This is a genomic window from Streptomyces sp. NPDC020299, from assembly GCF_044387825.1.
Lineage (GTDB): Bacteria > Actinomycetota > Actinomycetes > Streptomycetales > Streptomycetaceae > Streptomyces.
Window position 1 is genome coordinate 1 of record NZ_JBIRWL010000005.1, and the last position, 25,888, is coordinate 25,888.

General features: G+C 71.5%; 27 protein-coding genes. 15 read left to right on the forward strand and 12 right to left on the reverse strand.

The window, feature by feature from the left end:
• Positions 1–229 precede the first annotated feature (229 nt).
• Complete coding sequence (locus tag ACH45E_RS14350) at positions 230–1,807, reverse strand: carbohydrate-binding protein (protein WP_361439119.1); 1,578 nt, start codon at positions 1,805–1,807, stop codon at positions 230–232.
• Between the two features lie 246 nt (positions 1,808–2,053).
• Between ACH45E_RS14350 and ACH45E_RS14355 the strand changes: the two genes are divergently transcribed.
• Positions 2,054–2,980 carry a hypothetical protein gene (locus ACH45E_RS14355; protein WP_361439117.1) on the forward strand — a complete coding sequence of 309 codons (927 nt, stop codon included), beginning with the start codon at positions 2,054–2,056 and terminating at the stop codon, positions 2,978–2,980.
• A gap of 104 nt (positions 2,981–3,084) precedes the next feature.
• Here the strand turns inward: ACH45E_RS14355 and ACH45E_RS14360 are convergent, their stop codons facing one another.
• Together ACH45E_RS14360 and ACH45E_RS14365 are read right to left on the reverse strand one after the other, a co-directional pair.
• Positions 3,085–4,617, reverse strand: coding sequence for a CYTH and CHAD domain-containing protein (locus ACH45E_RS14360; RefSeq protein WP_361439115.1), 1,533 nt, complete (start codon positions 4,615–4,617; stop codon positions 3,085–3,087).
• 95 nt (positions 4,618–4,712) lie between these two features.
• A complete protein-coding gene (locus ACH45E_RS14365) occupies positions 4,713–5,453 on the reverse strand; it encodes a hypothetical protein (protein WP_361439113.1) in 741 nt (246 codons plus the stop codon).
• 231 nt (positions 5,454–5,684) lie between these two features.
• Between ACH45E_RS14365 and ACH45E_RS14370 the strand changes: the two genes are divergently transcribed.
• The 3 genes from ACH45E_RS14370 (at position 5,685) to ACH45E_RS14380 (ending at position 7,973) form a co-directional block, all read left to right on the forward strand.
• On the forward strand, positions 5,685–6,533 hold the full coding sequence (locus tag ACH45E_RS14370) for an RNA polymerase sigma factor SigF (protein WP_361439167.1): 849 nt from the start codon (positions 5,685–5,687) through the stop codon (positions 6,531–6,533).
• A gap of 306 nt (positions 6,534–6,839) precedes the next feature.
• The gene (locus ACH45E_RS14375; protein WP_361439111.1) at positions 6,840–7,685 is read left to right on the forward strand and encodes an SGNH/GDSL hydrolase family protein; all 846 of its coding nucleotides are present in this window, start codon (positions 6,840–6,842) and stop codon (positions 7,683–7,685) included.
• A gap of 117 nt (positions 7,686–7,802) precedes the next feature.
• On the forward strand, positions 7,803–7,973 hold the full coding sequence (locus ACH45E_RS14380; RefSeq protein ID WP_132851822.1) for a hydrophobic protein: 171 nt from the start codon (positions 7,803–7,805) through the stop codon (positions 7,971–7,973).
• 10 nt (positions 7,974–7,983) lie between these two features.
• Here ACH45E_RS14380 and ACH45E_RS14385 read toward each other — a convergent pair whose 3' ends face one another.
• On the reverse strand, positions 7,984–8,775 hold the full coding sequence (locus ACH45E_RS14385; protein ID WP_361439108.1) for a polysaccharide deacetylase family protein: 792 nt from the start codon (positions 8,773–8,775) through the stop codon (positions 7,984–7,986).
• Between the two features lie 244 nt (positions 8,776–9,019).
• Here ACH45E_RS14385 and ACH45E_RS14390 point away from each other — a divergent pair, with 244 nt between their 5' ends.
• A complete protein-coding gene (locus tag ACH45E_RS14390; protein WP_361439106.1) occupies positions 9,020–9,817 on the forward strand; it encodes an SAM-dependent methyltransferase in 798 nt (265 codons plus the stop codon).
• Positions 9,818–9,848: 31 nt separating this feature from the next.
• Here ACH45E_RS14390 and ACH45E_RS14395 read toward each other — a convergent pair whose 3' ends face one another.
• From ACH45E_RS14395 to ACH45E_RS14420, 6 genes are all read right to left on the reverse strand, one after another.
• Positions 9,849–11,453: an MFS transporter gene (locus ACH45E_RS14395; protein WP_361439104.1), complete on the reverse strand. Its 1,605-nt coding sequence runs from the start codon at positions 11,451–11,453 to the stop codon at positions 9,849–9,851.
• A 183-nt stretch (positions 11,454–11,636) separates the two neighbouring features.
• A complete protein-coding gene (locus ACH45E_RS14400) occupies positions 11,637–12,488 on the reverse strand; it encodes a PaaX family transcriptional regulator C-terminal domain-containing protein (protein ID WP_361439102.1) in 852 nt (283 codons plus the stop codon).
• Between the two features lie 57 nt (positions 12,489–12,545).
• Positions 12,546–13,715, reverse strand: coding sequence for a PP2C family protein-serine/threonine phosphatase (locus tag ACH45E_RS14405; protein WP_361439100.1), 1,170 nt, complete (start codon positions 13,713–13,715; stop codon positions 12,546–12,548).
• 198 nt (positions 13,716–13,913) lie between these two features.
• The gene (locus tag ACH45E_RS14410; RefSeq protein WP_361439098.1) at positions 13,914–15,524 is read right to left on the reverse strand and encodes a cation acetate symporter; all 1,611 of its coding nucleotides are present in this window, start codon (positions 15,522–15,524) and stop codon (positions 13,914–13,916) included.
• Complete coding sequence (locus tag ACH45E_RS14415) at positions 15,521–15,856, reverse strand: DUF485 domain-containing protein (protein WP_399040708.1); 336 nt, start codon at positions 15,854–15,856, stop codon at positions 15,521–15,523. Before ACH45E_RS14415 ends, ACH45E_RS14410 begins: the two co-directional genes overlap by 4 nt.
• Before the next feature lie 188 nt (positions 15,857–16,044).
• Positions 16,045–16,485, reverse strand: a complete 441-nt coding sequence (locus ACH45E_RS14420) for a MarR family transcriptional regulator (RefSeq protein ID WP_361439096.1) — start codon at positions 16,483–16,485, stop codon at positions 16,045–16,047.
• 144 nt (positions 16,486–16,629) lie between these two features.
• Here ACH45E_RS14420 and ACH45E_RS14425 point away from each other — a divergent pair, with 144 nt between their 5' ends.
• From ACH45E_RS14425 to ACH45E_RS14435, 3 genes are all read left to right on the forward strand, one after another.
• Positions 16,630–17,607, forward strand: coding sequence for an SMP-30/gluconolactonase/LRE family protein (locus ACH45E_RS14425; RefSeq protein ID WP_361439094.1), 978 nt, complete (start codon positions 16,630–16,632; stop codon positions 17,605–17,607).
• A gap of 107 nt (positions 17,608–17,714) precedes the next feature.
• Positions 17,715–17,969: a DUF6400 family protein gene (locus ACH45E_RS14430; RefSeq protein ID WP_361439092.1), complete on the forward strand. Its 255-nt coding sequence runs from the start codon at positions 17,715–17,717 to the stop codon at positions 17,967–17,969.
• Complete coding sequence (locus tag ACH45E_RS14435) at positions 17,956–18,183, forward strand: hypothetical protein (protein ID WP_361439090.1); 228 nt, start codon at positions 17,956–17,958, stop codon at positions 18,181–18,183. Before ACH45E_RS14430 ends, ACH45E_RS14435 begins: the two co-directional genes overlap by 14 nt.
• Before the next feature lie 120 nt (positions 18,184–18,303).
• Here the strand turns inward: ACH45E_RS14435 and ACH45E_RS14440 are convergent, their stop codons facing one another.
• Entirely contained in the window at positions 18,304–18,594 is a 291-nt protein-coding gene (locus tag ACH45E_RS14440; protein ID WP_399040880.1) for a hypothetical protein, read from the reverse strand.
• Here ACH45E_RS14440 and ACH45E_RS14445 point away from each other — a divergent pair.
• Genes ACH45E_RS14445 through ACH45E_RS14455 form a run of 3 tightly spaced genes read left to right on the forward strand, consistent with a single transcriptional unit; the run spans position 18,593 to position 20,200 of the window.
• Positions 18,593–19,357, forward strand: coding sequence for a YqjF family protein (locus ACH45E_RS14445; protein WP_399040865.1), 765 nt, complete (start codon positions 18,593–18,595; stop codon positions 19,355–19,357). The two genes, ACH45E_RS14440 and ACH45E_RS14445, sit on opposite strands and share 2 nt — an antisense overlap.
• A 44-nt stretch (positions 19,358–19,401) precedes the next feature.
• Positions 19,402–20,055: an HAD family hydrolase gene (locus ACH45E_RS14450; RefSeq protein WP_361439084.1), complete on the forward strand. Its 654-nt coding sequence runs from the start codon at positions 19,402–19,404 to the stop codon at positions 20,053–20,055.
• 4 nt (positions 20,056–20,059) lie between these two features.
• The gene (locus tag ACH45E_RS14455; protein WP_361439082.1) at positions 20,060–20,200 is read left to right on the forward strand and encodes a hypothetical protein; all 141 of its coding nucleotides are present in this window, start codon (positions 20,060–20,062) and stop codon (positions 20,198–20,200) included.
• Positions 20,201–20,209: 9 nt separating this feature from the next.
• Here the strand turns inward: ACH45E_RS14455 and ACH45E_RS14460 are convergent, their stop codons facing one another.
• A complete protein-coding gene (locus tag ACH45E_RS14460) occupies positions 20,210–20,788 on the reverse strand; it encodes a TetR/AcrR family transcriptional regulator (protein WP_361439080.1) in 579 nt (192 codons plus the stop codon).
• A gap of 223 nt (positions 20,789–21,011) precedes the next feature.
• Between ACH45E_RS14460 and ACH45E_RS14465 the strand changes: the two genes are divergently transcribed.
• From ACH45E_RS14465 to ACH45E_RS14480, 4 genes are read left to right on the forward strand one after another with little or no spacing between them, the layout of a single operon-like run.
• Positions 21,012–21,584: a 2Fe-2S iron-sulfur cluster-binding protein gene (locus tag ACH45E_RS14465; protein ID WP_361439078.1), complete on the forward strand. Its 573-nt coding sequence runs from the start codon at positions 21,012–21,014 to the stop codon at positions 21,582–21,584.
• Entirely contained in the window at positions 21,581–22,573 is a 993-nt protein-coding gene (locus ACH45E_RS14470; RefSeq protein WP_361439076.1) for a xanthine dehydrogenase family protein subunit M, read from the forward strand. Before ACH45E_RS14465 ends, ACH45E_RS14470 begins: the two co-directional genes overlap by 4 nt.
• Entirely contained in the window at positions 22,570–24,705 is a 2,136-nt protein-coding gene (locus ACH45E_RS14475; RefSeq protein WP_361439074.1) for a xanthine dehydrogenase family protein molybdopterin-binding subunit, read from the forward strand. Before ACH45E_RS14470 ends, ACH45E_RS14475 begins: the two co-directional genes overlap by 4 nt.
• A complete protein-coding gene (locus ACH45E_RS14480) occupies positions 24,698–25,858 on the forward strand; it encodes an XdhC/CoxI family protein (RefSeq protein ID WP_361439072.1) in 1,161 nt (386 codons plus the stop codon). Before ACH45E_RS14475 ends, ACH45E_RS14480 begins: the two co-directional genes overlap by 8 nt.
• Positions 25,859–25,888 lie beyond the last annotated feature (30 nt).

The window sequence follows — 25,888 nt, forward strand, 5'->3', positions numbered from 1 at the left end:
GCCCCCGCCGGGGTGCGGGGGCGGAGCCCCGCGAGGGGTGCAGGGGACGCAGTCCCCGCCGGGGTCTGGGGCGGAGCCCCAGGGTGGGGCAACCTTCCAGTTGGCTGTCATGGGTGGGTGGGTGGGAAACCCCCGGGGTCTGGGGCGGAGCCCCAGGGGCGGCGACCTTCCAGTCAGCCGTCACGGGTGGGCGGGTGGGAAACGCCCCCCCCGATCAAGCCCCCGCGGGCTACGGCGTCACCGGAGACCCCCCGAAGGTCACGACGAGCCGGCCGTCACCGGCGTAGGACCAGCCCAGCGCACCGCTGTAGGACGAGCACCGCGAACCGTTCGACCCGCTCCAGAACTGGTTCGAGCTGTCCACGTCACCGACGGTCTTGTCGTTCGAGCCGCTCACCGCGAACCGGCACGACGTGTCGTTCCGGAACACCGAAGTACCCTTGTCGAACGAGAAGTTGCGCTCGGCGTTGTCGATGCCGACGTTGTTCGAGACGGCCATCGTGCCGGGGTTGCTGTTGTAGGTGAACCCGTGATGGCCGTTGTGGTAGGCGATGTTGTGCTGGACGACATGGTTGACCGCGATGTCGTCGCCGCCGAGCTTGTACCCGTTGCGGTCGCCGTTGGCGTTCACGGTGCCGTCGGAGAGCGTGCCGTTGTTGTAGGAGAGGGAGTACTCGATGGTCACCGGCCCGATGGCGCCCGTGTCGGTCTTCGTGTAGAGGTCCCAGCCGTCATCGATGTTGTTGTGGGAGACGTCGTAACGGAAGACGTTCCCGGTGCCGGTGGTGAGCTTGGCCGCGAAGCCGTCGGCGTCCTCGCCGTCGGAGTCGGCGTTGTCGTGCGACTCGGCGCTCACGATCAGGTTGTTGGACGGCCACTGGCTGCTCGGGGTGCTGGAGGAGATCCGGCCGAGCTGCAGCCCGCTGTCGCGGTTGTACGCCGTCACCGTGCGCTCGATGACGTTGTTGCTGCCGCCGACGTAGATCCCGTTGTCACCGGCGTGCTCGACGGTGATGCCGTACACATGCCAGTACGAGGCGTTCAGCTGGAGCCCACGGTTCGACGAACTCTCGCTCTGCGCCGAGAAGTTCAGCACCGGCGTCTCACCCGGGTAGGCGGACAGGGTGGTGCGGGCACCGGACGTGCCGTCGCTGCCGACCGGGATCGTGACCGTCGACGAGTAGTTGTACGTCCCGCCCCGCAGGTAGATCGTGCCACCAGCGGCGATGCGGCTGATCGCCGAGGTGAGCGTCGTCGGCGCGGACTGCGTCCCGGCCGCGCCGTCGGTGCCGTTCGGCGCCACGTACAGCGCGCCGCTCGTCGGCGGGGTCGTACTGCCGTTGGCCTCCACCTCGAGGTAGTCGATGTTGGGCAGGCCGCCCGAGGCCGTGGGGTTCAGGCGGATGGTGTTGCTGCCCGCGTTGAGCGGCACGGTCAGGGTTTTGGTGGCCCAGGTCGACCAGGAGCCCGTGGTCTCGAAGGACGGGCTCTGTACGGTGGAGCCGTTGACGACGAGGGAGGTCGGGCGGGCGGTGGTGGTCCCGTTGGCGAAGCGGATGTTCAGCGTCGCCGTGCCGGCGCCGGCGGCGTTCACGGTGAACTGCGCGTAGGCGCCGGTCGCGTTGGTGCCGTTGCAGAATCCGCTGCCGGAGTAGCCGGTCCAGTCGGAGTCGATGGTGCCGGTGCAGACCGCCGGGGAGCTCTCGGCCTCGTAGCGTGTGGTCGCGGCCTGCGCGGTGGTGCCGGACAGTGCGACGACCGTGCCGGCCAGCAGGCCGATGGACGCGATGACTGGTCTGAGGTGCATCGTTCGTCTCCAGGTTGTGTGCGGCAACGTGGGTCTGTTCGAGTGCGTGAACGCGCGCTGCGCCGGGGTTTCCCGTCACTGGCACAGAAAGCGCTTTCCCAGAAGCTAGACTTGCGTCATGCATGCGTCAATAGACGTGTACATGATCAGAATCCATCAGTGTGAACCCGGGCGTTCCCGGGGCACCCGGGTGAGCCGGCCCGCGTCTTCCCCCGTCGCCGGCTGACCGCCCGTTAGGCTCGCGCCGTGAACCGCCGCGAACGCGTCATCAGAACGCTGACGTTCTGGCTGCGCCCCGCGTTCGCGCTGCGTGTGGTCTACCGGTTCCAGCGGATCGTGGGATTCGACCGGTCGATGGCCCTGGCCTCCAGTGCCCTGACCGCCCTGATTCCGCTGAGCATCCTGGCCGGCGCCGTCTTCGGCGGTGCCCTGAGCCACGACATCGCGGACGGGATCATCAGCCGGTTCGACCTCACCGGTGCGGGCGCCGAAGCGGTCAAGGATCTCTTCTCCTCCCCGAGTGGCGAATCCGAGAGCATCGGTGCCGTCGGGGCCGTGTTCCTGGTGATCTCCGCGCTCAGCTTCGCCCGTGCGGCACAGCGGCTCTTCGAACAGACCTGGGAGCTCAAACCGCTCAGCGTGCGCAACACGCGCAACGGCCTCGAGTGGCTGCTGTCCGTCATCGGCTACACATCGGTCCTCGGATGGATCTACGCGGCCCTGCCCCCAGGACGGCTGGGCCTGCCGGCCGCGACGTGCGAGGCGCCGGTGACCGTCCTCTTCCTCGTCTGGAGCGGCTGGATCCTCTCGGCGAAGCGGATCGGCCGGCGGGACCTGCTGCCCTTCGCCGTCGTGGCGGCGGTGCTGATCGCCGTGTACGCAGTGGGGGCGACGGTCTACCTGCCGCGGCTGTTCGACACCTACGCCGCACGCTACGGAACCGTGGGCGCCGTCTTCGCGATGATCTCGGCGCTCTTCGCCGTCATGCTCGTCGTCGTGGCGTCCGCGGCGGTGGGACGGGAGGTACGCGACGAGCTCGTGCGCATCCGGCAAGGGCTCAGGCCGTCGGAGCACGAGGTCCGCCGTGAGTGGGACAACGTGGTCGAACAGGCACGGTCGGGCTGGCGCAGCGCGCGCGAGCAGCTCCCCCACCCCCGAGCCAAGCGCCAGTGACCCCGGCGTTCCTCCCGCCAGGTCCTCTTGCGAAAGTCCCGTCGTCCGCCCGAAGAGCGGGCCTGGCGCCCGCCGCGATGGGGGAGGGACTTTCGCAACAGGCCCTACCGCAGTGTCTTGCGCAGCCGCGGAGCCGAGGCTCGCTGCCAGACCGTCGGCAACTGCTGCTCCCGCGCGTGACCGGCGGCCCGTTCCTGACCGTGCAGCAGGCCCCAGGTGAACCCGGCCTCGCCCGCCGCGTTCGCCGCGACGGCCTGTCGGCGGAGCGTGTCCCGGGCCACGACACCGTCGTGGTGATCGCCGCACACCTTCTGCACGGCCTTGACGCGCTTGCCGAGACGCCGGGCCGGTTTGCCCAGGGCGGGACGGGCCGTCTCGGCGGCGTACCGCAGCCGCTTGGCCGCCTTGCGGGCCTCATGGACGGCGGTGTCGCGTTCCGGCCCCTCAGGCAGCTCCAACGCGCGGTCCATCCGCCGCCGCAGCCGCTCGAACTCCTTCGTGAGCGCCTTGGCCATCACCTTCCTCGGCTTACGGGCGGCCTTGGCGCGCAGCGGCGGGCGAGTGGTCAGCTCGCTGAGCCGGTCCAGCAGGTCCAGATAGCGGGGCGAGTCCAGTGCCGCGAGGGTACGCCGGCGGGTCGCGTCCCGCTGGGCCACGTCCCACGCCCGCAGACGTGCGGCGACGGGCCCGAGGACCAGCTCGTCGGGCAGTTCGTGCAGGCCCGTCCCCAGGCGGTCGGCCAGCACCTCGTGGTCGCGCTCCGCGCCCAGCTCACCGGCCAGCCACTTGAGCTCCCCGCGCAGGGGGTCGGCCACCTCGCGGTCCAGGAGGGGACGGTGGGACCGCAGGGCGCCGCGCAGACGGCGGCAGGCGACGCGCATCCGGTGCACCGAGTCCGGCGCGCCCCGACGCACGTCCGGGTCGAGGTCCACCAGCGCCCGGGCCTGGGTGCGCAGATACGTGTGCACATGCTCGCCGGCCGAACCGGGCACGACCTCCGTGCGCGGCTCCGGGGCGGCCTCCTTCGCCGGTGCCGTCTCGGCCAGGGCGCGGGCGAGCTTGGACGGGGACGGCGCGCGGTCCACGCCGTTCTCGTGCAGCACCTTCTCCACGTCGTCCAGGAGCGCCGGATCGCCGCCCTCGGCCAGCTCGACCTCCATCTCCGTCCACACGGCGTGCCCGTCCTCGTCGAGGAGTGAGTCGGCACGGACCGTGTCCAGGCTCAGCTCGGCGAGCACGCCGCCCCCGGTGTCGGCGAGCTCACGAACGAAGCGCGTGGTGCGGATGCGTACCACCGGCCGGAGCGGCGCACCGCGGGTCCGGGCCAGCACCAGCTCGCGCAGTTCCTCCGGTACCTCGTCGGCCGGCGGACTGTGGATCTCCTCGCGGCTGTCGCCGGCCAGGGGCAGCTTGAGGTGCCAGCCGGCGTCCGTGCCTCCCGTCCTGAGTCGCAGTGTCGCCGAGCTGCGTGCCAGCCGCAGATCGGCGGTGTCGTAGTAGACGGCGTCCAGGTCCCGCACCCCGCGGTCGACGAGCGACGCGACGGTGCTCACACCGGCGAGGTCGGACAGCCACGACATGTCGTCCGCCGCCGGTGCCGCGTACTTGCGTTCGATCTCTCGTGTCGACTGGCCCATACAGTCCACCTTGACGCGATCGACCACCTCAAACCCGTACGAAGCTCGCACCGAGAACTCTTCGCAAGGACGCCTGGGCGGGGCCGGCCGACCGGTCAGGCGCCGGCCGGTTCGGGCTGGGCGGCCTTGTCGGGAGCCTTCGTCTCCGGGGCCGCTTCGGTGGCGGTGTAGTAGACGGACGTGCCCTGCTTGCTGCGCTGGGCCTGGTTCCTGGCGACGAGGTTCTCGAGGGTGGAGCGTACGACCGTCACCTTGATGTCGCGTCCGGGATGGGCGTCGCCGAGGGAGGTGGCGACTTCCGCCGCGGAACGGGGTTCCTTCTGCCCGGCGAGCTGGGCGCGGACGAGCTCGACCAGCTTGGGCTGCGACGGCTTGGCGTCCGGGGCGGTGGTCGCCGACTTCTTGGCGGCCGCGGTCTTCGTGACCGGCTTCTTGGCAGCGGGCGTGGTGGCCGACTTCTTCGCGGCGGCGGGTGCGGTGGCCGACTTCTTCGCGGCCGGCTTGGCGGCCTTGCTCCGCGCCCGGCCGGCGGTGGCCTCCTTGCCGCGCGTCCGCTTGGCCGCGCCCTTGGCGGCCGGCTCCGCCGTACGGGCCTCGGTCTCCGTGGCCGTCGCGGACTTGGCCGCCGGCTGAACGGGCGCCGCGGACGTGCCGAGGGCCTGCCGCATGTTCACGAGCACCGTGTGGTCGTGCTGCAGAACGGCCAACTGCTCCTGGAGCGCGGTGATTTCCTCGCTGACGCGCTCCTGCTCCTTGACGTTCTGCTCGAGGTCCGAGGCTACCTGGGTGATGTACTGCGATGTCAGTTCGGTGGCGGGAGTGGTGTTCTCGGGCATGTGGCGGCACTCTCCTCGGGTTGTGACCGGTGACTGCGCCCCTTCGGGCGACTCACCAAGTCTCTTTGGGCGACAGATGATACGGGCGAGTACACCCATTTGGCTGTGAGTCGTGCCCGGCATTCAGTAAACGGGTTGACGCGCACGCTGCATATCCGAAGCGGACCCGGGTAGCCGCCGCTCATCGGTACTACGAACACACGTCGGAGACTCCGACGGGGGAGGGGCATGATGACGGTCGCGACGGTCAGGAACACCGGTCAGCAGACAACGGGCGGACTGCCGGAGATCGCCGAGCCGACCGCTGTGGAACCGAAGGACGCGCGTGAGCTGTCCCGGCTCTTCTTCGACCGGCTGGCGGTTCTCGAAGAGGGCACACACGAACACCAGTACGCGCGCAACACACTCATCGAGATGAACATGTCCCTCGTCCGCTTCGCGGCCGGCCGCTTCCGCAGCCGTGGCCCGGAGGAGATGGAGGACATCGTCCAGGTCGGGATGATCGGTCTGATCAAGGCGATCGACCGGTTCGAGGTGTCGCGCGAGGTGGAGTTCACCTCCTTCGCGGTGCCCTACATCGTCGGCGAGATCAAGCGGTTCTTCCGTGACACCTCCTGGGCCGTGCACGTGCCCCGCCGTCTCCAGGAAGCCCGTGTCCAACTGGCGCGCGCCACCGAGGAACTGCGCAGCCGCATGGGCCGGACCCCCACCGCCAAGGAACTCGCGGAGCTGATGAGCCTGAGCGAGGACGAGGTCATCGAGGCCCGGCTGGCCTCCAACGGCTACAACGCCTCCTCCCTCGACGCCGCGATCAACAACAGCGAGGACGGCGAGAGCGTACTGGCCGACTTCATCGGCTCCGAGGACGCGGCGCTCGGGCTGGTGGAGGACTTCCACTCCCTGGCACCGCTCGTCGCCGCCCTCGACGAACGCGACCGGCAGATCCTGCATTGGCGCTTCGTGGAGGAACTGACCCAGGCACAGATCGGTGACCGGCTCGGCTGCTCTCAGATGCATGTCTCCCGCCTGCTCTCCCGCACCTTGGCCAGGCTGCGCGAGGGGCTGCTGACGAGCGGCTAGTCCCGCTCCGTCGATCGGGCCACGGGCCGGCCTCCAGGGTGTGCACCCTGGAGGCCGGCCCGTTCGTCATGGGCATATCGCGTACGGGATTGAAGAAGTGCGGTCAACAACGTTGACGCGGTGTCCAAGTGGCCGCACATTACCTATCAGTAGGTACGTGCGGTAACCCCGCGCTCCTCGGCACTTTCGCTGCTCGAGCCGCTGAACTCTCGCCCTGCGTACGCCTGCGGGCACTGCCATGCCCGCAGGCACCGCGTCCACCTTCCGAGAAGAGAGCATACGCCGATGCATGCCCTTCGCAATGTCATGAACGCGTCAGTCGCGGCCGTGGGTGCCGTCGCCCTCAGCCTCACGGCCCCCGCCGCACACGCCGCCACACCCCTGCGCTACGCAGCCCTCGGCGACAGCTACAGCGCCGCTTCCGGAGTGCTGCCCATCGACCTCACCAACCTGCTCTGCCTGCGCTCCACGGCGAACTACCCCCACGTCATCGCCGCCCGGACCGGCGCCGACCTGACCGACGTCACCTGCGGTGCCGCGCAGACCAAGGACTTCACCGAGTCCCAGTACCCGGGAGTACCGCCGCAGGACGACGCCCTCGGGCCGGACACCGACCTCGTGACGCTCACGGCCGGCGGCAACGACAACGGCACCTTCATCAACGCCGTACTGGCCTGCGGCACGGCGGGCGTACTCAGCGGCGGAAGAGGCAGCCCCTGCAAGGACCAGAACGGCAGCTCGTTCGAGGACCAGATCGACGCGAAGACCTACCCCGCGCTGACAGCCGCCCTGCGCAGCGTCCGCGCCGCGGCGCCCGACGCCGAAGTCGCGGTGCTGGGTTACCCGTGGATCGTCCCCGCGACCGCCGACCCGTCCTGCTACGCGAAGCTGCCGATCGCCTCGGGCGACGTGCCCTATCTGCGCGGCATAGAGGCGCACCTCAACGCCGTCGTCGAGCGGGCCGCCGAGGAGACCGGTGCCACCTTCGTGGACTTCTCCCAGGCGTCCGAGGGCCACGACGCCTGCGCGGCCGTCGGGACCCGCTGGGTCGAACCGCTCCTCTTCGGCACCAACATCGTCCCCGTCCACCCCAACGCCCTCGGGGAGTCACACATGGCCCAGCAGACCCTCGGCACCCTGGGACTCGGCTGACCCCGCGCACGGTGAAGGATCTCCGTCCGGTGCCCGCAGACGCGGTGAAGAAACCAGGTGAATCGACTGTGTGTTCCCCCGTTCGCAGGGCACCAGAAGCGACGGAGGTTGATAACTATGGTTCCCCTGCTTCTCGTTCTGCTGCTGGCTCTGATCCTCTTCGGTGCGGGTTTCGCACTCAAGGCGTTGTGGTGGATCGCCGTGATCGTGCTGGTCGTCTGGCTGCTGGGCTTCGTGGTCCGCACGGCGGATACCGGCGGCCGCAAGGGCCGCTGGTACCGCTGGTGACCCGCCGGGCTCAGCGCACGGGAAAGCCGAAGGAATAGCCCTGCTGCTTCAGCCAGGGCAGGATCTCGCGCAGGGCGGCGACCGTCTGGGAACGGTCGCCGCCCGCGTCGTGGAAGAGGAGCGTCGGGCCGTTGGAGACCTCGCTCTTCACGGTGGTGACGATGGCGGCCGTACCGGGGCGTTCGAAGTCCTTGGAGTCGGCGTTCCAGCCCAGCGGGCGCATGCCGTGCGAGGCGGCGAGCTTGCGGCTGTAGGGGGTGAACGCGCCGCCCGGAGCCCGGTAGTACAGCGGCCGGACACCCCCGGAGGCCTTGGTGATCATGTTCTCGGCGTCCAGGATCTGCTGTGACTGATACGCCTCGGACTTGCGGTCCATGGTGGTGTCGTGGGAGACGGTGTGGTCGCACAGCCGGTGTCCGGCCGCCACCACGGCCTTGACCAGGTCGGGGTGGGCCTGGGCCTGCGTACCCACCATGCAGAACGTGGCCTTCACGCCGTTGTCCTTCAGCACCCGCAGCACCTGGGGCGTCCACGTCGGGTCGGGGCCGTCGTCGATGGTGATGTTCACGCCCCGGGCGCCGCGGTCGGAGGCGTGGGCGATCTCCACCGACACCGGCTTCTCCGCGTGGCCCTTCGACCCGGCGTCCGCCGAGCCGTGGTGCGACGCACTCGGGCGTCCCTCGTGCGACCCGACCGAACCGGCCTGCGCGGTCCACGCGGAGGTGGCGGCGGCCAGCGCCGTCACACCGAGCGCCGCCGCGAACACCCGACCGTGCCATCCCCGTCCGCCATGCCGTGCCATGTCCGCCCCGCCCTCACCGTCTCTGTCTATCTCGTGCATTGATCAGGACGGAAGTAGAGCACCAAGGGATCCGCCTGTTACGAACCACGGACAATTCCGCAGACGTTCGGTCACGGTAACTCCTGGGAGGGTCCGGGAGTTCCCGGGAACTCAGGGCATGCGCACGGTAGTTGATGTGGGAAACTGTCGTGATCCGTTCGCGGGCGAGGGGGCCGTGGCAGCGGTCCGTCGAGAGGAGCGCAGGGTGACGCAGGACGGCTTCCACACGCAGGAGATCGACACCAGCAGGCCGCATCCCGCGCGGATCTACGACTACTTGCTGGGTGGCAAGGACAACTACGACGTGGACCGCGAGGCCGGCGACGCGCTCGCCGTCGCCGCACCCGAGGTGCGCATCGGTGTGCGGGCCAACCGTGCCTTCATGCGGCGCGCCGTCCGGTACGTGGTCGGCAGCGGCGTCCGCCAGATCCTCGACATCGGCACCGGGCTGCCCACCTCGCCGAACGTGCACGAGATCGCGCAGGAGGCGGCGCCGGACGTGCGCGTGGCGTACGTCGACAACGATCCGATCGTGAGCGCGCACGGCAACGCGCTGCTCAGCCGCTCCGGCACGACCAGCATCGTGCTCGGCGACCTGCGTGACCCGCGGGCCGTCGTGGACCACCCCGACGTCCGCCAGGTCATCGACTTCGACGAGCCGGTCGCCCTGCTCCTCGTCGCCGTCCTGCACTTCCTCACCGACGCGGAGAAGCCCGAGCAGATCGTCGCCACCCTGCGCGACGCGCTGCCGGCCGGCAGCTTCCTGGTGCTGTCGCACGCCACGGGCGACTTCGCCGACCGCAGCGGAGCCCAGGCCGTCTACAACAACGCCACCGCCACCCTCAACCTGCGGTCCCGCGCCGAGGTCGAGCGCTTCTTCGACGGCTTCGACCTGCTCGAACCCGGCCTGGCCCAGGTCCCGTTCTGGCGCCCGGACACCCCGCCGCCGCCCCGTTCCGGCGAGATCGGCTTCTACGGGGGCGTGGCCCGCAAGGCCGGCTGAACGAACGGGGCGGCGAGGGGTGCGGCGGCGCTCAGGCCGCCGCGGGCTCCTCTTCCTCGGTGATGCCGGCCTTGGCTTCTTCCTCGCCGCCCTTGCCGCGCAGGGCGACCAGGCTGAGGAGGCAGCAGGCGAGGGCGGCGAAGCCGCAGACGACGTAGCCGATGGTGTAACCGTTGCCGAGGGCTTCCAGGGCGAGGGGGGCGGCGCCACCCGGAGGGGAAGCCGGGGGGACCGAGTTGACGGCGAGCGGGCCGCCTTCGGCCGCGACCTGTCCGGCCGCCGCCTTGACCTGGGCGCCGAGGTCGGACGCGGCCAGCTTCTGGTGGAACTCGTCGGCCGCGTGGCTGAGCGCGATCGCCCCGATGACGGCGGGGCCGAGAGTGAAGCCGAAGTCGCGCAGCAGGCTCGTGGACGCGCTGGCCATGCCCGCGTAGTGGACCTCCACCGTGTTGACGGCGGTCGCGGTGATGGAGGAGACGGTGAGCGCGAAGCCGATGCCGACCAGGCCGATGGGGAGGATCAGGGAGGTCAGGGCGAGGTCGTCGACGTCCAGGGTGGCGGCGGCGAAGTCGCCCGCGGCCATCAGCGCCAGCCCGGAGCCGAGCACCCAGCGCGCGCTCACCCGCTCCAGCAGCCGCGAGATCAGCGGCATCAGCAGCAGGGTCCAGCAGTTGAGCAGGATGAAGGCGAAGGAGCCGCGCAACGGGCTCTGGTGCTGGATCGGACCGAGCCGGATGCTGGTGGCGTAGGCGGTGCCCAGGTAGCTGAACATGCCGACCACGGCCACGAACGAGGCCACCGCGAACGCCCGGTTGGTGAACAGGTCCAGACGCAGCAGCGGGGAGGCGGCGCGCCGTTCGGCGACGAGGAACAGCCCGATGAAGACGGCGGCCACGACGTACGCGATCACCACCGGTGTCGCGGTCCAGCCGTCCGCCGGGCCCTGGATCACCGCGTACAGCAGGGCGAACATACCGACGCCGATGGTGATCTGCCCGGCGAGGTCGAGTGAACGCCCCTCGGGGGCACTGGAGTTCTGTGCCAGCAGCTGACTGAGCACCGTGCTGACCAGCGCCAGGCCGGTGACCACGACGAAGGCCCAGCGCCAGGAGCCGTAGTTGCCGGTGATGCCACCGAGTACGGGAGCGACGAATCCGCCGCTGGACAGGGCGGCGGCCCACATGGTGATCGCCCGGGCGCGGTCGCGGGCCGTGTGCGTTCCCGCGGCGATCACGGCGAGCGAGGTCGGGAACAGCGCCGCGGCTCCCAGACCGGCGATGATCTGGCCGACCCAGAGCATGTGGATGCCGTTGCTCGCTGCGGCGACGGCCTCACCCACGACGAGCAGGGCGCCGCCGCCGACCAGCAGCCGCTTGCGTCCGAAGAGGTCGCCGAGGACGCCGAAGGTCAGCTCCAGGACGGTGACGGGCAGCAGGAACGCGTCAGAGATCCACGTCAGTTGTGAGCCTATGGGGTGCAGGTCCTCCTGGAAGAGGCCGTTGAGGGTGGCCGGCATCGCGAGGGCGATCTGGGCCAGGCAGACGGCGAAACAGCCGGCGACGAGGGTGCCGGCGGGCAGCCCTCCGGACGGTCCGCGGACGGCGGCGTCGGAGTGCTTGGTCGTGGCAGTGGACACGTGTGGCTCCCCTGTGAGCGGCGGGTGTGCGGGGTGAGCGGCGAGCGTGCCGTGAATGTAGGGCAGTTTTTCGACCACGGTCAATAGAGTGCCCAATGTCGATCGACGTGCGAGCGTTTCGCGGGCATGCCGACGAGGGCCCGCGCCTGAACTCGGCCGCGGGCCCGGTCACCGTGCGGGGGGCTACTCCTGCGATGCGCCCGAACTGATCATGTCCAAGGTGCCGGCCGCCTGCCGCCGGGCCGGCCCCTCGTAGCGTCGCGCCAGTGTCTGGAACAACTGCTCCGCCCGGCCCGCCGGCCAGTCCTCGGGCAGGTGCTCGGCGGGCAGGTGCGGGTCCTGGCGCACCAGTCCCAGCCAGTCGGTGTGCAGCAGCAACTGCCGTACGAGCGCTCCCGTTTCGTCGCCGCCGTCCGGCACGTCGGCATCCGCGCCCCAGCGGGCGAGGAACTCCGCGTAGCCCTTGGCGATGGCCTCGACGTCGAACGCCGTCCGGAGTACGGTCCGCGCCTCGGTCGGGGCACCGGCCATGGCCCCCTGGAAGACCCGCAGATACGAGTCGAGGCCGAGCTCCGCCACCACCTCGGGTACGTCCACCGTGCCGGGCGCCACCCACAGGCCGTTCTGGAGCGGGCCGAACCCGTTCCACACCAGCCGGGACCGCAGATCGTGCCGCTCGCTGCGCCAGGCCTCCGGCAGTGAGAAGCCCACCAGGGTCCAGGTGCCGTCCCAGGTCCGGTTGACCGCCCCGGTGTGCCAGATCCGGTCGTGCCCCTCCTGGAGAACACCCACGGCGCGCGGGGTCAGGCCGAAGTACGTCTTGCGGCCCCGCCGGTGCCGTTCGAGCAGACCGCGCTTGACCATCCGGGTGAGCGTGGACCGTACGGCCTCTTCGGTGATCCCGGCCCGCGCGAACACGTCGATCAGGCTGCTGGACGAGAGGGCGGTGTCCCGGCCGAGGACGTGGATGCCGAAGAAACTAAGCATCAGCGACTGCGGCCTGGGAGCGCTGCCTGCCTGATCGAAGCTGGTCACGGGCCAAGCCTAGAGGCGAACCACCGGGACGGGAGCGGCGGGCCCCGGCGGATGCGGTCAGGCGCCCCCGGGGTCGGGAGGGAGCCATGCGGTGAGGGCGGCGGTGTCGTCCTGGAGGCGGTTGTGGCTGTAGGTGAGGAGGTCTTGGTGGAGGCGGTCCAGGAGGTCCTCGGGCGGCAGGGGGCCCCAGGAGCGGAGGCGCTGGAGGAGGGGGTAGAAGGAGCCGGCCGGGTCGCGGGTCTCCGTGATGCCGTCCGTGTAGAGCAGGAGCTGGTCGCCTGGGCGGACGGGATAGGTGTCGACGTGGAACGGGGCGCCCGCGAGCACGCCGAGGTTCAGCGGCGGAGCCGACCGGCCCCGGTCGAGTTCGAGCACGTCGTCGGGGCGGATGAGCAGCGGGGGCGGGTGGCCGCAGTTGACGACGCGGACATGGTGGCCGTCGGTGGGGAGCTCGGCGAAGACGGCGGTGACGAACCGTTCGTTCACCTCGCTCCCGGCGACCTGCGTCGCCCTGCGGGACATGCTCGTCTCCAGGCGCTCGGCCAGCGCGGGAAGGTCGGGTTCGTCGTGGGCCGCCTCGCGGAACGCGCCCAGCAGCGCGGCCGCCGTCTCGACCGCGAGGAGGCCCTTGCCGCGGACGTCCCCGATGAGCAGCCGGACCCCGTACGCGGTGGGGACGGCCTCGTAGAGATCCCCGCCGATACGTGCTTCGGCGGCGGCGGAGAGGTAGAAGCTGTCCAGCCGGAGGTCGCCGATCCGGTGCGGGACGGGTCTGAGCAGGACGCGCTGGGCGATGTCGGCCACGAAGCGCACATCGGCGAGGGTGCGCTCCCGGTGGACGCGATGAGCGGCCAGGACGGTGCCGAGGGCGCCCACCAGGGCGGTGCACACATAGGCGGCCACGTAGTGGCGGTCCCACAGGTAGCCGACGGAGCGGCCGGCACAGCAGGGGGTGCCGGCCAGCACACCCTGGAAGAGGACGGCGAACACCGTGGTGCAGCCGACGAACACGGCTGAGTGGGCGAAGGCGGCCACCAGAGGCAGGGCGATCAGCGCGAAGCTCACCGGCCACTCCACCGGCGTGGCGGGTTCGAGCAGCAGCACGGCCGCGAGGTACAGCACCGGGAGCCGGCGCAGCCATGCCGGGGGAGCGGGCAGCCGTGTCCGCGCCGTGCTGCCCGCCGGCGATTCATGACGGTCCGCGCGGAAGGTGTGACCGTGCCTCACCCGGCGCTCCCGGACGCGGCTGCCCTCGGGTGGGCGGGCGGACGACATGCCTGACGGCTCGGCTCATGCGGCCTGCGCACACGGGACTCCTGGCACACGATCTCCACAAGAGGTCCAGCTTGCGGTGCCGTACCCCGGCACGCCGGTGATTGCTCCACTCAGCGGCATGTTCGGCGACCCGGCCGCCTGCCCGCACCGTCAGCGGAGTCTGCGCTGCGGTCCGGCGAGGATCAGCGGTTCGACGGCCTCGTACCGGGCGCGTGCCTCCTGCCTCGCGCGCCGCCCCGGCAGCATCGTGCCGAGCCAGCCGAAGGCGAAGCCGAGCGGAATGGACACCAGACCCGTCGTGGTGAACGGGAACCAGTTGAAGTGGGCGTCCGGGAAGGCCGCCATGGGTGACCCGGAGACCAGGTTGGTCCCCGGCATCAGGACCAGTACCGCCGTGGTGCCGCCGATGAGGGTGCACAGCAGGCCGCTGCGTGTGAAACGGCGCCAGAACAGGCTGTAGACGAGCGCCGGCGCGATGGCGGAGGCCGCCACACAGAAGGACAGCGTCGCGAGCGGCTGCAGGCTGCGCTGCTGGACGAGTGCGGCGAGCACGATCACCGGGGCGCCGACCACGACCGCCGAGACCCGCGCGACGGCCGACTCCCGTGGCGCGGTCATCCCCGAGCGGCGGGAGGCGATGACGTCGTGCGCCAGGGAGTTGGCGCAGGACAGCGTCATACTGGCGACCGAGGCGAGCAGGGTGAGGAAGATCGCGGTGGTGACCGCCGTGAAGAGCAGGGTCTCCGGTCGGGACACGTGCTCGCCGAACACCGCTCGCGACGCGAGGAGATAGGCGGTGTTGCCGCGCGGGTCCCCGGCCGCGATGCCGGTGCGGCCCACCAGTGCCGTCGCCCCGACCCCGATCACCGTGATGACGAGGACGAACAGGGCCACGGACGACACGGCCCAGGACATCGACCGCCGCACCTGGCGCGCGCTGTCGGCGGTGTACATGCGCATGGTCACGTGCGGCAGGCAGGCGCCGCCGAGCACGATGGCGAACTGGGTGCTCACCATGTCCAGCCGCGGGTGGGGGCCACCGGCGAACTGCAGACCGCTGCGCAGGAAGGCCCCGCCCGCCCCGCTCCGGTCGGCGGCGGCGCCGAACAGGGCCGCGGGGCTGAAGTCGAAGGTGCGCAGCACGAGTACGGCGATGGCGACACCGGATCCCAGCAGTGCCACCATCTTCAGGATGTGCAGCAGCGCGGTGCCCCGCATCCCGCCGATGGCCGCGTAGACGATCATCAACGCACCGGCCCCGACGATGCAGCCGGTCTTCATGGCGGTGCCGGAGAAGCCGAGGATGAACGCCAGCAGCTGCCCTGTGCTCGCCAGTTGGACCAGCATCATCGGCACCAGCGACGTGATGGTGACGGCACAGGCGACGATCCGTACCGACCGTCCGGGCATGCGCCGGGCCAGCGCGTCCCCCATGGTGAACCGGCCCGTGTTCCGCAGCGGTTCGGCCAGCAGGAACATCAGGACCAGCAGCGACAGCAGGGTGCTGACGGCGAGGACGACACCGTCGTAGCCGCACAGCGCGATGACTCCGCCGATGGTCAGCACCGTCGCGGCGGAGATGTAGTCCCCGGCGATCGCGAGTCCGTTGCGGAAAGGCGACAGTGAGCGGTATCCGGTGTAGAACTCGTCCAGGTCGTCGTGGTCCGGGCCGGTGAGCACGCACAGCAGGAGCGTCACGGTGACGGCGCTGCAGAAGGCGACCAGCGACCAGGTCCGGGCGGTCTCGCCGAAGCCGGTCACGGGAGCGGCTCCCGCTCCGTCCCGGCGGCCCACGGCGCGTGCCGGGTGACGCGGAGGGCCAGGGGGTCGACATAGCGCCGCGCGGTGCGTTCGTACAGCAGCACGGCGAGCCAGGTGACGGGAACGTGGGAGAGCGCCAGGACGAGACCCGTCGGCAGTCCGCCGAGGAGCGGGCGCGCCATGAGGGCGGGCCGGCCCGCGGAGAGGATCAGAAAGGCCGTGAAATAGCCGAGGGCCAGCAGTGTGGTGACCCGGCGCTGTAATCGGTACCTGCGTCGCAGCCGCCGCAGGTCGCCGTGGTGCGGCCGGGCATGGGTATGGCCGTGGGGCATTCCGGAACTCCAGGTGGGGGGAGCGGCTCGGGTCCTCGCACGCTATTCGGCCGTGCGTACGACGAGGAGGGTTTTTCCCGAACTGCCTGGTAGACGGCCTGTAAGGGGAGAATTCCGGTTGGTGCCCATGTGTCCGGTGAGGCCTCAGGGGCGGGCGGGGCCGGTGGGCGGCGACACCGCGCCGGGCGTCAGGGCCGCTCCCGCTCCAGCAGGCCGACGCAACGGCCGAGCAGGCCCACCAGTGCCGCCCGCTCCTCCTCGGTGAACTCCGCCGCGAGGGCGCGTTCCACACGGACGGCGCGGGCGTCCGCGTCGGCCAGGGCGGCGCGGCCCTCGTCCGTGAGACGGGTCTCCAGGACGTTGCGGTGCCACTCGTGCGGGGTGCGTTCGATCAGGGCGCGGTCCTGGAGGTTCTTCAGGACCGTGTTCATGGTCGGCGGGGTGACCCCGCACAGCCGGGCCAGGGCCGCGGCCGAGATGCCCGGGTTGGCGGAGAGGTGGAGCAGCGCGCCGTACTGCGCGACCGTCACGCCCGCCGGTTTCAGCACCGCGTTCTTGGTGGCGTTGAGAGCCTGCTCGGCCCGCTTGAGGTGGGAGCCGAGGCGCTCGGAGGCGGGCATGGACGTCATGCACGCATGGTAGCGGGCGCGTCCATCGATTCGCTCACTTGCATTCGTTAATGCATTGACGAGCATTAGAGTTCTAATCTACGTTCATGTGCGTCAGCTTGTGAGTAGCCGAACCGAGAGGCGTCGACCACCGTGTCCCGTCCGATGCACCGCCGCACGTTCCTGGCCTCCGCCGCCGCCCTGGCCGTGTCCGCGGCCGCCGCACCCGCCGCCCGCGCGGCCACCCGACCCCGCGTCTCCACCGCCTTCGCCCTCCCCGGCGACCGCGCCTACCCCGAGGGCATCGCGCTCGACCCGCGGACCGGGGACGTGTACGTCGGCTCGTACACCACCGGCGCCGTCCACCGGGCCGCGCCCGGATGGCGTACCGCCGAGATCTTCCTCCCGGCGGGTGCGGACGGCCGTACCACCGCCAACGGACTGAAGGCCGACCGGGCCGGCCGGCTGTGGGTCATCGACTCGACCGCCGGGGTCGACGTCTACGACTCGCGCGGCCGGCGCCTGATCGCCCGCCTCGACGTCCCCGGCGACGCGCCCCGCTTCGTCAACGACCTGGCCCTCGCGCCCGACGGCACGGCCTACCTCACCGACAGCACCCGCGCGGTCGTCTACCGTGTCACCCCCGCCGACCTGGCCACCGCCGCCCGCGACGGACGCGGGACGCTCGACCCCGCCTACGACCTGACCGCCGTCAAGGACCCGCAGGACCCCGACGTGATCACCCTCAACGGCATCGTGGCGGACCGGGCGGGACGCCGGCTGTACGTCGTCGACATGACCGGCGGCGGGCTGTACCAGGTGGACACCGCCACCGGGTCCGTCCGCCGAGTCACCCTGCACGGAGGGGACTTGACGCACGGCGACGGTCTGGAACTGGCGCACGGCACGCTGTGGGCCGCGCACAACAGCGTCAACACCCTCACCCGCTGGCGGCTGTCCGCCGACGGTACGTCCGCGCGTCTGGAGCGGCGGTTCACCGACAGCGCGTTGCAGATCCCGACCACGCTGGTCCGTGACCGGGGGCGGCTGCTGGTCGTACGGTCCCAGTTCGACAAGGGCGGTCCGATGGGTCCCGGGGTGCCCGAGACGCCGTTCACCGTGGCGTCCGTCACCGGCATCTGAAGCCCGCCCGGTGCTGGGGCCGGCCGGGTGCGGCGAGTCGCTGACCTGCTGTGACTTCCCCCACCTGCTCTTGCCCCAGCCCGGCGGGCTTTCCTAGGTTCGGTGGCATGTCCTCCCCTGGCTCCGAGAGCTCAGCACCGGTCGAGTTCGCCGTCGACCTGAGCTCGCACGAAATGCTCCGGCGGACCCATGTCATGTCCGCTCTCGGCCCCGACTGGGACCCCGCCGCGGCGCTGCGCGGCGAGGAGGAGGCGCAGGATCTGCTCTACTCCGGCCTCAGCGAAGAGCAGCAGCGCCTGTACGACGAGCTGGTCTCGGCCGGGGTGCTCCCGAGGCGAGGGGGCGGCCATGCTGCCGCTTGACCCGCAGGCCGACATCGGACGCCGGGCCTGGGTGGACTGCCCGAACTGCGCGGACCACCGCGGGTGCGCCACGTGCGCGCAGGGGCAGACGTGCTCCGAGCACTGGCGCTACCTGCTCTCCAACACCGGCAGCATCCTGCACCTGCAGTGCCCGTCGTGCACCCACATCTGGTCGCACGAGACGAACTTCGGCGCCACCCGCTCCCAGGGGTAGCGCACCGCCGGCGGCCGCGTCACCCGTGACCGTTCAACGGTGTTCCTCGACATGGCCGTCATCGTCGTGGCGACGTCACCCCAGGTGCCGCCCAGAGCGGTCATGGCGCCCCGCATGGCATCACCCGGTTCGATGCCGCCCAGCCCGACGGGCCCGAGCACCGCGCACCGGCGGCGCCGCGTCCATCTTGACCGAGAGCACCACGCCGAGCAGGCCGGCGGCGAGCTCGGTGTGTTCCTCCTTCTCCTCGGCCGTCAAGCGGCTCTCGCTCACGAGGTCTTCATCGTCTTGGTCGTGCTCCACGAAGAAGCACTCTCGGAGGCCGGAGCGCTGGTCGTCAGTCGCGTTTCGCCGGGCGGCCGTGATGGCGGAAGCCACCGGTGAAGCCACCGGTGCCGGCGCCTCTGCCATGCTGGGGCCCGTGCAGCAGCCGACGCCCATCACCCCTGACGCCCCGACCGGCATACGTGCCCCCCTGCTCACCCAGCAGTGGCTCGACCTGTGCTTCGTGCACTGGGCCGTCGCACCGGACGTGGTGGCGGGGCTCCTGCCCGGCGGCACGGTTCCCGACACGTACGACGGGGTCACGTACGTCGGACTCGTCGCCTTCCGCATGCACCGGGTGGGGTGGCTGCGGCTGCCCGGGGTGCCGTATCTGGGGTCCTTCCCGGAGACCAACGTCCGCCTGTACTCCGTCGACGCGCACGGCCGACGCGGTGTCGTCTTCCGGTCCATGGACGCCGCACGGCTGATCCCCGTGGTGATGGGGCGCGTCGGCTTCCGGCTGCCCTACCTCTGGTCGCGGATGAGCGTCCGGGCCGCCGGGGACACCGTCACCTACACCAGCTCCCGCCGCTGGCCCGCACCACGGGGCGCGTACAGCCGTATCACCGTACGCAGGGGCGAACGCATCGAGCGGCCAACGGAGTTGGAGCACTTCCTCACCGCCCGCTGGGGCATGCACAACTCGTTCTTCGGCGGAGCCTCCTATCTGCCCAATCACCATCCGCGCTGGCCCCTGTACCGCGCCGAGCTGCTCGGCTGCGAGGAGAACCTGCTCGCAGCCGCCGGTCTGCCGGCGCCCGCCGACGCGCCGGTCAGCGTGCTGTACTCCCCGGGCGTACCGGTCCGCCTCGGTGGCCCGCTCCGCCCGGCGGGCATCCCCACCCCGTAGAGCGAACGAGGGGGACGCGCCGGGAGAAGTGATTCGGTGTACCCATGCCCTTGCTGATGCTGGACCTCGACAACACACTCATCGACCGTGACGCGGCCTTCCGCGACGCCGTCGCCGCGTTCCTCGCCGAGCACCGCCTGCCCGGGACCGAGCTGACGTGGGTGACGACCCTCGACGCCGGCGGCTACGCCGCCCGCCAGGATGTCGCCGCGGCCATGACCGACCGGTACGCGGACTCGGTACCGGCCCGGGCCGTCCACGCCCTGCTGGACCATGGCGCCGCCGACCGTGTCGTGCTGACCGCCTCCTCCCGCGAGGCCGTGGAAAGGGCCCGGGCCGACGGCTGGACCTGTGTGATCGTCACCAACGGCCGCACCGGCCAGCAGGAGGCGAAGATTCGCCGCACCGGACTCGACCGGCTCGTCCACGGCTGGGTGATCTCCGAGGAGGTCGGTCACAAGAAGCCCGGACCGGAGATCTTCCACGCCGCCGCGGATGCCGCCGGAGTGCCCCTCACCGGCGCGTGGGTCGTCGGCGATTCCCCGCACGCCGACGTGGCGGGCGCGCACGCGCTCGGCCTGCGCAGCGTGTGGGTCTCGAACGGGCGGCCGTGGCCCGAGGTCCCCTACCGGCCCACGCATGTCGCCGGGGACGTCGCCACGGCGATCGACCGGGTCATCGGGGCCGTTGTTCCGTAACTGCATGATCACGCGGCGGGCCGCGTGCGGCGGGTTCGAGCAGGTCGGCGACGCGTCCGGGCTCCTCGGCTGTGCCGAGGCGGACCCGCGGTCGACCGTCTTGGCGGCAGCCCTGGCGGTCACGGAGGCGCGGCCGGGGTCGTGACGGCGTCGGTCACCGTCCCGGCGCGCCCACCCGCAGGCCGTCCATGACGAGGTCGAGGAGACGGTTGGCGCGTGACCGCCAGTCGTCGGCGGAGTCGATCTGCCAGAGCCCCGCGATGGCGAGGAGGAAGTCGTCCCCGGTCACTCCCGGGCGGATGGTGCCGGCCTGCTCGGCGGCGTGGAGCAGGAGTTCGGCCGCGGAGGTCACCGGGGTGGGGGCCGGCTTGCCGGGACTCCCCGGCGCACTGGTCGCCTGGCGGATAGCGTCGGCCAGGCCGGCCTTGGCCATGGCGAACTCGGCGAGCCGGTCCATCCAGGCGCGCAGGGCCTGGTCGGGTGCCCGGTCCCCGAGCAACTCGACGGCGCTGTCGGCGACCTGCTGCATCTCGTGGCGGTAGATCTCGAGGACGAGGGCCTCGCGGTTGGGGAAGTTGCGGTAGAACGTGCCCTGCCCGACGCCGGCCTTCCTGGCGATCACACTCAGCGGGGCGTCCGCGTTCCGCGTCAGCTCGGCCAGGGCGACCTCCAGGATGCGCTCGCGGTTCCGCTGCGCGTCCGAGCGCAGGGGCGCGTCCTTCTTCTCCTGCACCCGTCCTCCTCGAGATCCGTGGCCGAACCCGGCCCTTGCTAACCGGACAGCTGTCCGTTAGGTTCTTCGTAGTAGCGGACAGCTGTCCGGTTCCGTCCACCATAGCCGTGGACGTGCCCTTCACCGAAGCGGCGTCGCGCCGTGCGACGCCATCTCCCCGACAGCCGACGCATCCGGCTGCCGCACCGTCCTTCCTGTTCCGGAAAAGCGAAAGAAGCTGCTCATGGCCTCATCGACGTCCAGTGTCATCACCCTGAACGTCAACGGCGAGAAGTACACGCTACCCGTCGACCATCGCACCACCCTGCTCGACGCCCTCCGCGAGCGGCTCGACCTGACGGGCACCAAGAAGGGCTGTGACCAGGGGCAGTGCGGCGCCTGCACCGTCCTGCTGGACGGCCGGCGGGCCGTGGCCTGCCTCCAACTGGCGGTGGCCGCCGAGGGGCGCGAGATCACCACCATCGAGGGCGTGGCCGAGGGTGACCGGCTGCACCCGGTGCAGCAGGCCTTCCTCGATCTGGACGGCTTCCAGTGCGGGTACTGCACGCCCGGACAGATATGTTCCGCGATCGGGGTGATCGAGGAACACGCGGCCGGCTGGCCGAGCGCCGTCACCGACGACCTCCGGCCCGAATCCGGACCGCCACCGCTGTCCGCCGAGGAGATCCGGGAGCGGATGAGCGGCAACCTGTGCCGCTGCGCCGCATACGTGTCCATCGTCGAGGCGGTCGCCCGGGCGGCGGCGGAGAAGGCACCGGCGGAGCAGGCGCCGGAGCAGGGGGAGGTGGCGGCGTGAGGGAGTTCGGTTATCACAGGGCCTCCGACGTCGCCGGCGCGGTCGCGGTGCTCGGCACCGATCCCGACGCGCGCTTCCTGGGCGGCGGCACCAACCTCGTCGACCTGATGAAGGCCGGCGTCGAACGTCCCGCCCGGCTCGTCGACGTACGCGAACTGCCCCTGGACCGGATCGAGCCGACGCCGGACGGCGGGCTGCGCATCGGGGCGACCGTCACCAACAGCGAGCTCGCCGCGCATCCCGAAGTACGGCGCCGTTACCCGGCGTTGGCGCAGGCGGTGCTGGCCGGAGCGTCCGGCCAGCTGCGCAACATGGCCACGGTCGGCGGCAACCTGCTCCAGCGGACCCGCTGCGGCTACTTCGCCGACGTGACCAAGGCGTGCAACAAGCGTGCCCCCGGCAGCGGTTGCCCCGCGATCCACGGCGAGCACCACAACCACGCGATCCTGGGCGCCTCCGGCCACTGCGTGGCCGTCCACCCCTCGGACATGGGCGTGGCGCTGGCCGCCTTCGACGCCGTCATCTCCTACGAAACGGCCGACGGGCCGGGAGAGTTGCCGCTCGGCTGGTTCTATCTGCCGGTCGGCGACACCCCGCAGCGGGAGACCGCCCTGCCGCCCGGGGCCCTCATCACGGCCGTCACCCTGCCGCCCGCTCCGGTCGCCGCCCGCTCCCGCTACCGGAAGATCCGCGAGCGCGCCTCCTACGCCTTCGCCATCGGTTCGGTCGCCGCCGCGCTCGACGTCCGGGACGGCATGGTGCACGACGTGCGGCTGGCCTTCGGGGCGGTCGCGTCCCGGCCCTGGCGGGCCCGGGCGGCCGAACGGGTACTGACCGGTGCGCCGGCCGACGGCGCGAGCTTCGCCGCCGCGGCGGACGCCGAACTGGCGGCGGCCAGGCCACTGCCGCACAACGGATACAAGGTGACCCTCATGCGCAACCTCGTGGTGGCCGTGCTGACCGAACTCGCCGAGGAGGCCGCCCGATGACCACCGCCACGACCGGGACCAGGACCTCCAGGCCCTCCGTCGGTACCCCGCACTCACGCGTGGAGGGCCGGGACAAGGTCACCGGAGCGGCCCGCTACGCCGCGGACATCCCCTTCACCGAACTCGCCCACGGCTGGCTGGTGTTGTCCACGGTCGCCCGAGGACGCATCCGTGCGATCGACACCGCTCCGGTGCTCGCCATGCCGGGCGTCCTCACCGTCCTGGACCACCGCAACACCCCGCGGCTCGACACCGACTACGTCGGCATGCTGGGCAGGCCGGACCCGACCTGCGCCGTCTTCCAGCACGACCAAGTGCCGCACCTGGGCTGGCCGGTGGCGCTCGTCGTCGCCGAAACGCCCGAGCAGGCCAGGGAGGCGGCCGAAACGCTCGTCGTGCACTACGAACAGCAACCCCACGACATCGACTTCACCGGCGACCACCCGGACGCCTACCCGGTGGACGGCCACATGCCGGCGGTGACGGACAAGGGCGACCTCGAGGCCGAACTCGCCGCGTCCGCCGTCGTCGTGGACGTCGAGTACACCACCCCCGAAGAGCACCACAACCCGATGGAACCGCACGCGGCGACGGCCCACTGGGACGGCGGCCGGCTCGAGATCGTCGACTCCAACCAGGGCGCCAGCTGGGTGGTGGGCGAACTGGCCGGCCTGTTCTCGCTCGACCCCGCCTCGGTGCGCGTACGCTCCGAGCACGTGGGCGGCGGCTTCGGCAGCAAGGGCGTCCGCGTCCCCCAGGTGGCGGCCGTGATAGCCGCCACGGTGCTGCGGCGGCCGGTACGCGTCGTACTGACCCGCCGTCAGATGTTCTCGCTGGCGGGCTACCGCAGCCCCACCACCCAGCGGATCAGGCTCGGCTCCGGCGCCGACGGACGGCTGCGCGCACTGGAGCACCGGTCCCAGAGCCTCACCTCCACCGTGCACGAGTTCGTCGAGCCCAGCGCCGGGGTGGCCCGGGTGATGTACGACGCCGACGCCCACCACACCGCCAACCGCGTCGTACGGCTCGACGTGCCGACCCCCACCTGGATGCGCGCGCCGGGCGAGGCACCGGGGTCGTTCGCCCTGGAGGCCGCGCTCGACGAACTCGCCGAGAAGTGCGGCATCGACCCGATCGAGCTGCGCCTGCGCAACGAACCCGAGCGGGGACCGGTCTCCGGCCTCCCGTTCGCCGGCCGCAATCTGCGCGCCTGCTTCGTCGAGGGCGCCCGCAGGTTCGGCTGGGCGGACCGGGATCCCCGCCCCGGACTGCGCCGCGACGGGCGCTGGCTCCTGGGCACCGGCACGGCCGCGGCGTCCTTCCCGGCCGGGGCGGCACCCTCCACGGCGACGGTGACCGCCCGGGACGACGGCACCTTCACCGTGCGGATCGCCGCGGCCGACATCGGCACCGGCGCCCGGACCGCACTCACCCTGGTCGCCGCGGACGCACTCGCCGTGACACCGGACCGGGTCGAGGTACGCATCGGAGACAGCGCCTTCGGACCCGCGATGATCGCCGGCGGTTCCATGGGCACCCGCTCCTGGGCCTGGGCGGTCACAGCGGCGGCCGGTGAACTGCGCGAGCGGCTCGCCCTGGGCGCCGGCGTTCCGCCGGAGGGCATCACGGTGCGGTCGGACACCACCGCAGCCATCGGCGCCCTCGCCCAGAAGGAACGCCACTCCTTCGGGGCACAGTTCGCCGAGGTGGCCGTCGACACCGCCACCGGCGAAGTCCGCGTACGGCGCATGCTCGGCATCTTCGCGGCGGGCCGGATCATCAACCCGCTCACCGCGCGCAACCAGTTCCTGGGCGGCATGGCCTGGGGCATCTCCATGGCCCTGCACGAGGAGGCGGTCCGCGACCGGGCCTCGGGCGGCCATGTCGGACCCGACCTCGCGCACTATCACGTGGCCACGCACGCCGACGTACCGCTCATCGAGGCGGACTGGGTGGCGGACCCCGACCCGGACGACCCGGTCGGGATCAAGGGCATCGGGGAGGTCGGCATCGTGGGCGCCGCCGCGGCCATCGCCAACGCGGTCTGGCACGCCACCGGCGTACGGCACCGCGGTCTGCCCATCCGTCCCAGCCGCGTGCTGTCGGCCGCCGCCGGAGCGGTGGATGCTTGACATCGCCGAGGAGCTGAACCGGTGGCTCGCCGAGGGCCGCGACTTCGCCGTCGCCACCGTCGTGGCCGTCGGCGGCAGCGCGCCCCGCGGTCCGGGCGCCGCGCTCGCCGTGGACAGCGCGGGCACCGTCGTCGGCTCCGTCTCCGGCGGCTGTGTGGAAGGCGCGGTCTACGACCTGTGCGTCCAGTCCCTGGACACCGGACAGAGCCTCACCGAACGGTTCGGCTACAGCGACGAGGACGCCTTCGCCGTGGGGCTGACCTGCGGCGGGACCATCGACGTCCTGATCACGCCGGTCGGCGCGGGCTCGCCCGCCCCGGCGGTGCTCCGGTCCGCGCTGACAGCCGCCGTACGTGGCGAGCCGACGGCTCTCGCCCGGGTCGCCCGCGGCCCCCAGGAGCTCCTGGGCAGGGCCCTGCTGGTGCGTCCCGACGGCACGTACGAGGGCGGCCTCGGCGGGCACGAGAACCTGGACCGCACGGCGGAGGCGGCGGCCCGGGCCATGCTGGAGGCCGGGCGCACCGGCACGGTCGAGGTCGCGGCGGACGGCTCGTACTGTCCCGGCGGGCTCACCCTGCTGGTCGAAGCGAACGTGCCGCCGCCCCGGATGATCGTCTTCGGGGCGATCGACTTCGCCGCGGCGCTGGTGCGCGCCGGGAAGTTCCTCGGCCACCACGTGACCGTCTGCGACGCCCGGCCCGTCTTCGCCACGCGGGCCCGGTTCCCCGAGGCCGACGAGATCGTCGTGGACTGGCCGCACCGCTATCTGCGCCGGACCGCGACCGACGGCCGTACGGTGCTGTGCGTGCTCACCCACGACGCGAAGTTCGACGTGCCCCTGCTGAAGGCGGCACTGGATATGCCGGTCGCGTTCGTCGGCGCGATGGGCTCGCGCCGCACCCACGAGGAACGCCACCGCCGTCTGCGTGAAGTCGGCGTGAGCGAGCGGCAGTTGGCGCGACTGAGGTCCCCGATCGGCCTGGATCTCGGCGCCCGCACACCGGAGGAGACCGCCTTGTCCATCGTGGCGGAGATCATCGCGGCCCGGCGTGGAGGGACGGGGGTTCCGCTGACCGGATCCAGGACGCCGATCCACCGGGACCGGGGGAGCGGACCGATGCGCACACCACCGGTGCACGCACGATCACGATGAGTGTACGAACGCGGCGCGCCGTCGAATCAG

What these genes read in the sequence shown, in the direction of transcription:
- ACH45E_RS14465 (WP_361439078.1), top strand. Translation starts at nt 21,012, where the DNA reads ATGGCCTCATCGACGTCCAGTGTCATCACCCTGAACGTCAACGGCGAG.
- ACH45E_RS14435 (WP_361439090.1), top strand. Translation starts at nt 17,956, where the DNA reads ATGCTGCCGCTTGACCCGCAGGCCGACATCGGACGCCGGGCCTGGGTG.
- ACH45E_RS14445 (WP_399040865.1), top strand. Translation starts at nt 18,593, where the DNA reads ATGCTGGGGCCCGTGCAGCAGCCGACGCCCATCACCCCTGACGCCCCG.
- ACH45E_RS14430 (WP_361439092.1), top strand. Translation starts at nt 17,715, where the DNA reads ATGTCCTCCCCTGGCTCCGAGAGCTCAGCACCGGTCGAGTTCGCCGTC.
- ACH45E_RS14350 (WP_361439119.1), bottom strand. Translation starts at nt 1,807, where the DNA reads ATGCACCTCAGACCAGTCATCGCGTCCATCGGCCTGCTGGCCGGCACG.
- ACH45E_RS14375 (WP_361439111.1), top strand. Translation starts at nt 6,840, where the DNA reads ATGAACGCGTCAGTCGCGGCCGTGGGTGCCGTCGCCCTCAGCCTCACG.
- ACH45E_RS14415 (WP_399040708.1), bottom strand. Translation starts at nt 15,856, where the DNA reads ATGCCCCACGGCCATACCCATGCCCGGCCGCACCACGGCGACCTGCGG.
- ACH45E_RS14385 (WP_361439108.1), bottom strand. Translation starts at nt 8,775, where the DNA reads ATGGCACGGCATGGCGGACGGGGATGGCACGGTCGGGTGTTCGCGGCG.
- ACH45E_RS14440 (WP_399040880.1), bottom strand. Translation starts at nt 18,594, where the DNA reads ATGGCAGAGGCGCCGGCACCGGTGGCTTCACCGGTGGCTTCCGCCATC.
- ACH45E_RS14475 (WP_361439074.1), top strand. Translation starts at nt 22,570, where the DNA reads ATGACCACCGCCACGACCGGGACCAGGACCTCCAGGCCCTCCGTCGGT.
- ACH45E_RS14480 (WP_361439072.1), top strand. Translation starts at nt 24,698, where the DNA reads ATGCTTGACATCGCCGAGGAGCTGAACCGGTGGCTCGCCGAGGGCCGC.
- ACH45E_RS14450 (WP_361439084.1), top strand. Translation starts at nt 19,402, where the DNA reads ATGCCCTTGCTGATGCTGGACCTCGACAACACACTCATCGACCGTGAC.
- ACH45E_RS14380 (WP_132851822.1), top strand. Translation starts at nt 7,803, where the DNA reads ATGGTTCCCCTGCTTCTCGTTCTGCTGCTGGCTCTGATCCTCTTCGGT.
- ACH45E_RS14455 (WP_361439082.1), top strand. Translation starts at nt 20,060, where the DNA reads ATGATCACGCGGCGGGCCGCGTGCGGCGGGTTCGAGCAGGTCGGCGAC.
- ACH45E_RS14425 (WP_361439094.1), top strand. Translation starts at nt 16,630, where the DNA reads ATGCACCGCCGCACGTTCCTGGCCTCCGCCGCCGCCCTGGCCGTGTCC.
- ACH45E_RS14370 (WP_361439167.1), top strand. Translation starts at nt 5,685, where the DNA reads ATGACGGTCGCGACGGTCAGGAACACCGGTCAGCAGACAACGGGCGGA.
- ACH45E_RS14360 (WP_361439115.1), bottom strand. Translation starts at nt 4,617, where the DNA reads ATGGGCCAGTCGACACGAGAGATCGAACGCAAGTACGCGGCACCGGCG.
- ACH45E_RS14420 (WP_361439096.1), bottom strand. Translation starts at nt 16,485, where the DNA reads ATGACGTCCATGCCCGCCTCCGAGCGCCTCGGCTCCCACCTCAAGCGG.
- ACH45E_RS14365 (WP_361439113.1), bottom strand. Translation starts at nt 5,453, where the DNA reads ATGCCCGAGAACACCACTCCCGCCACCGAACTGACATCGCAGTACATC.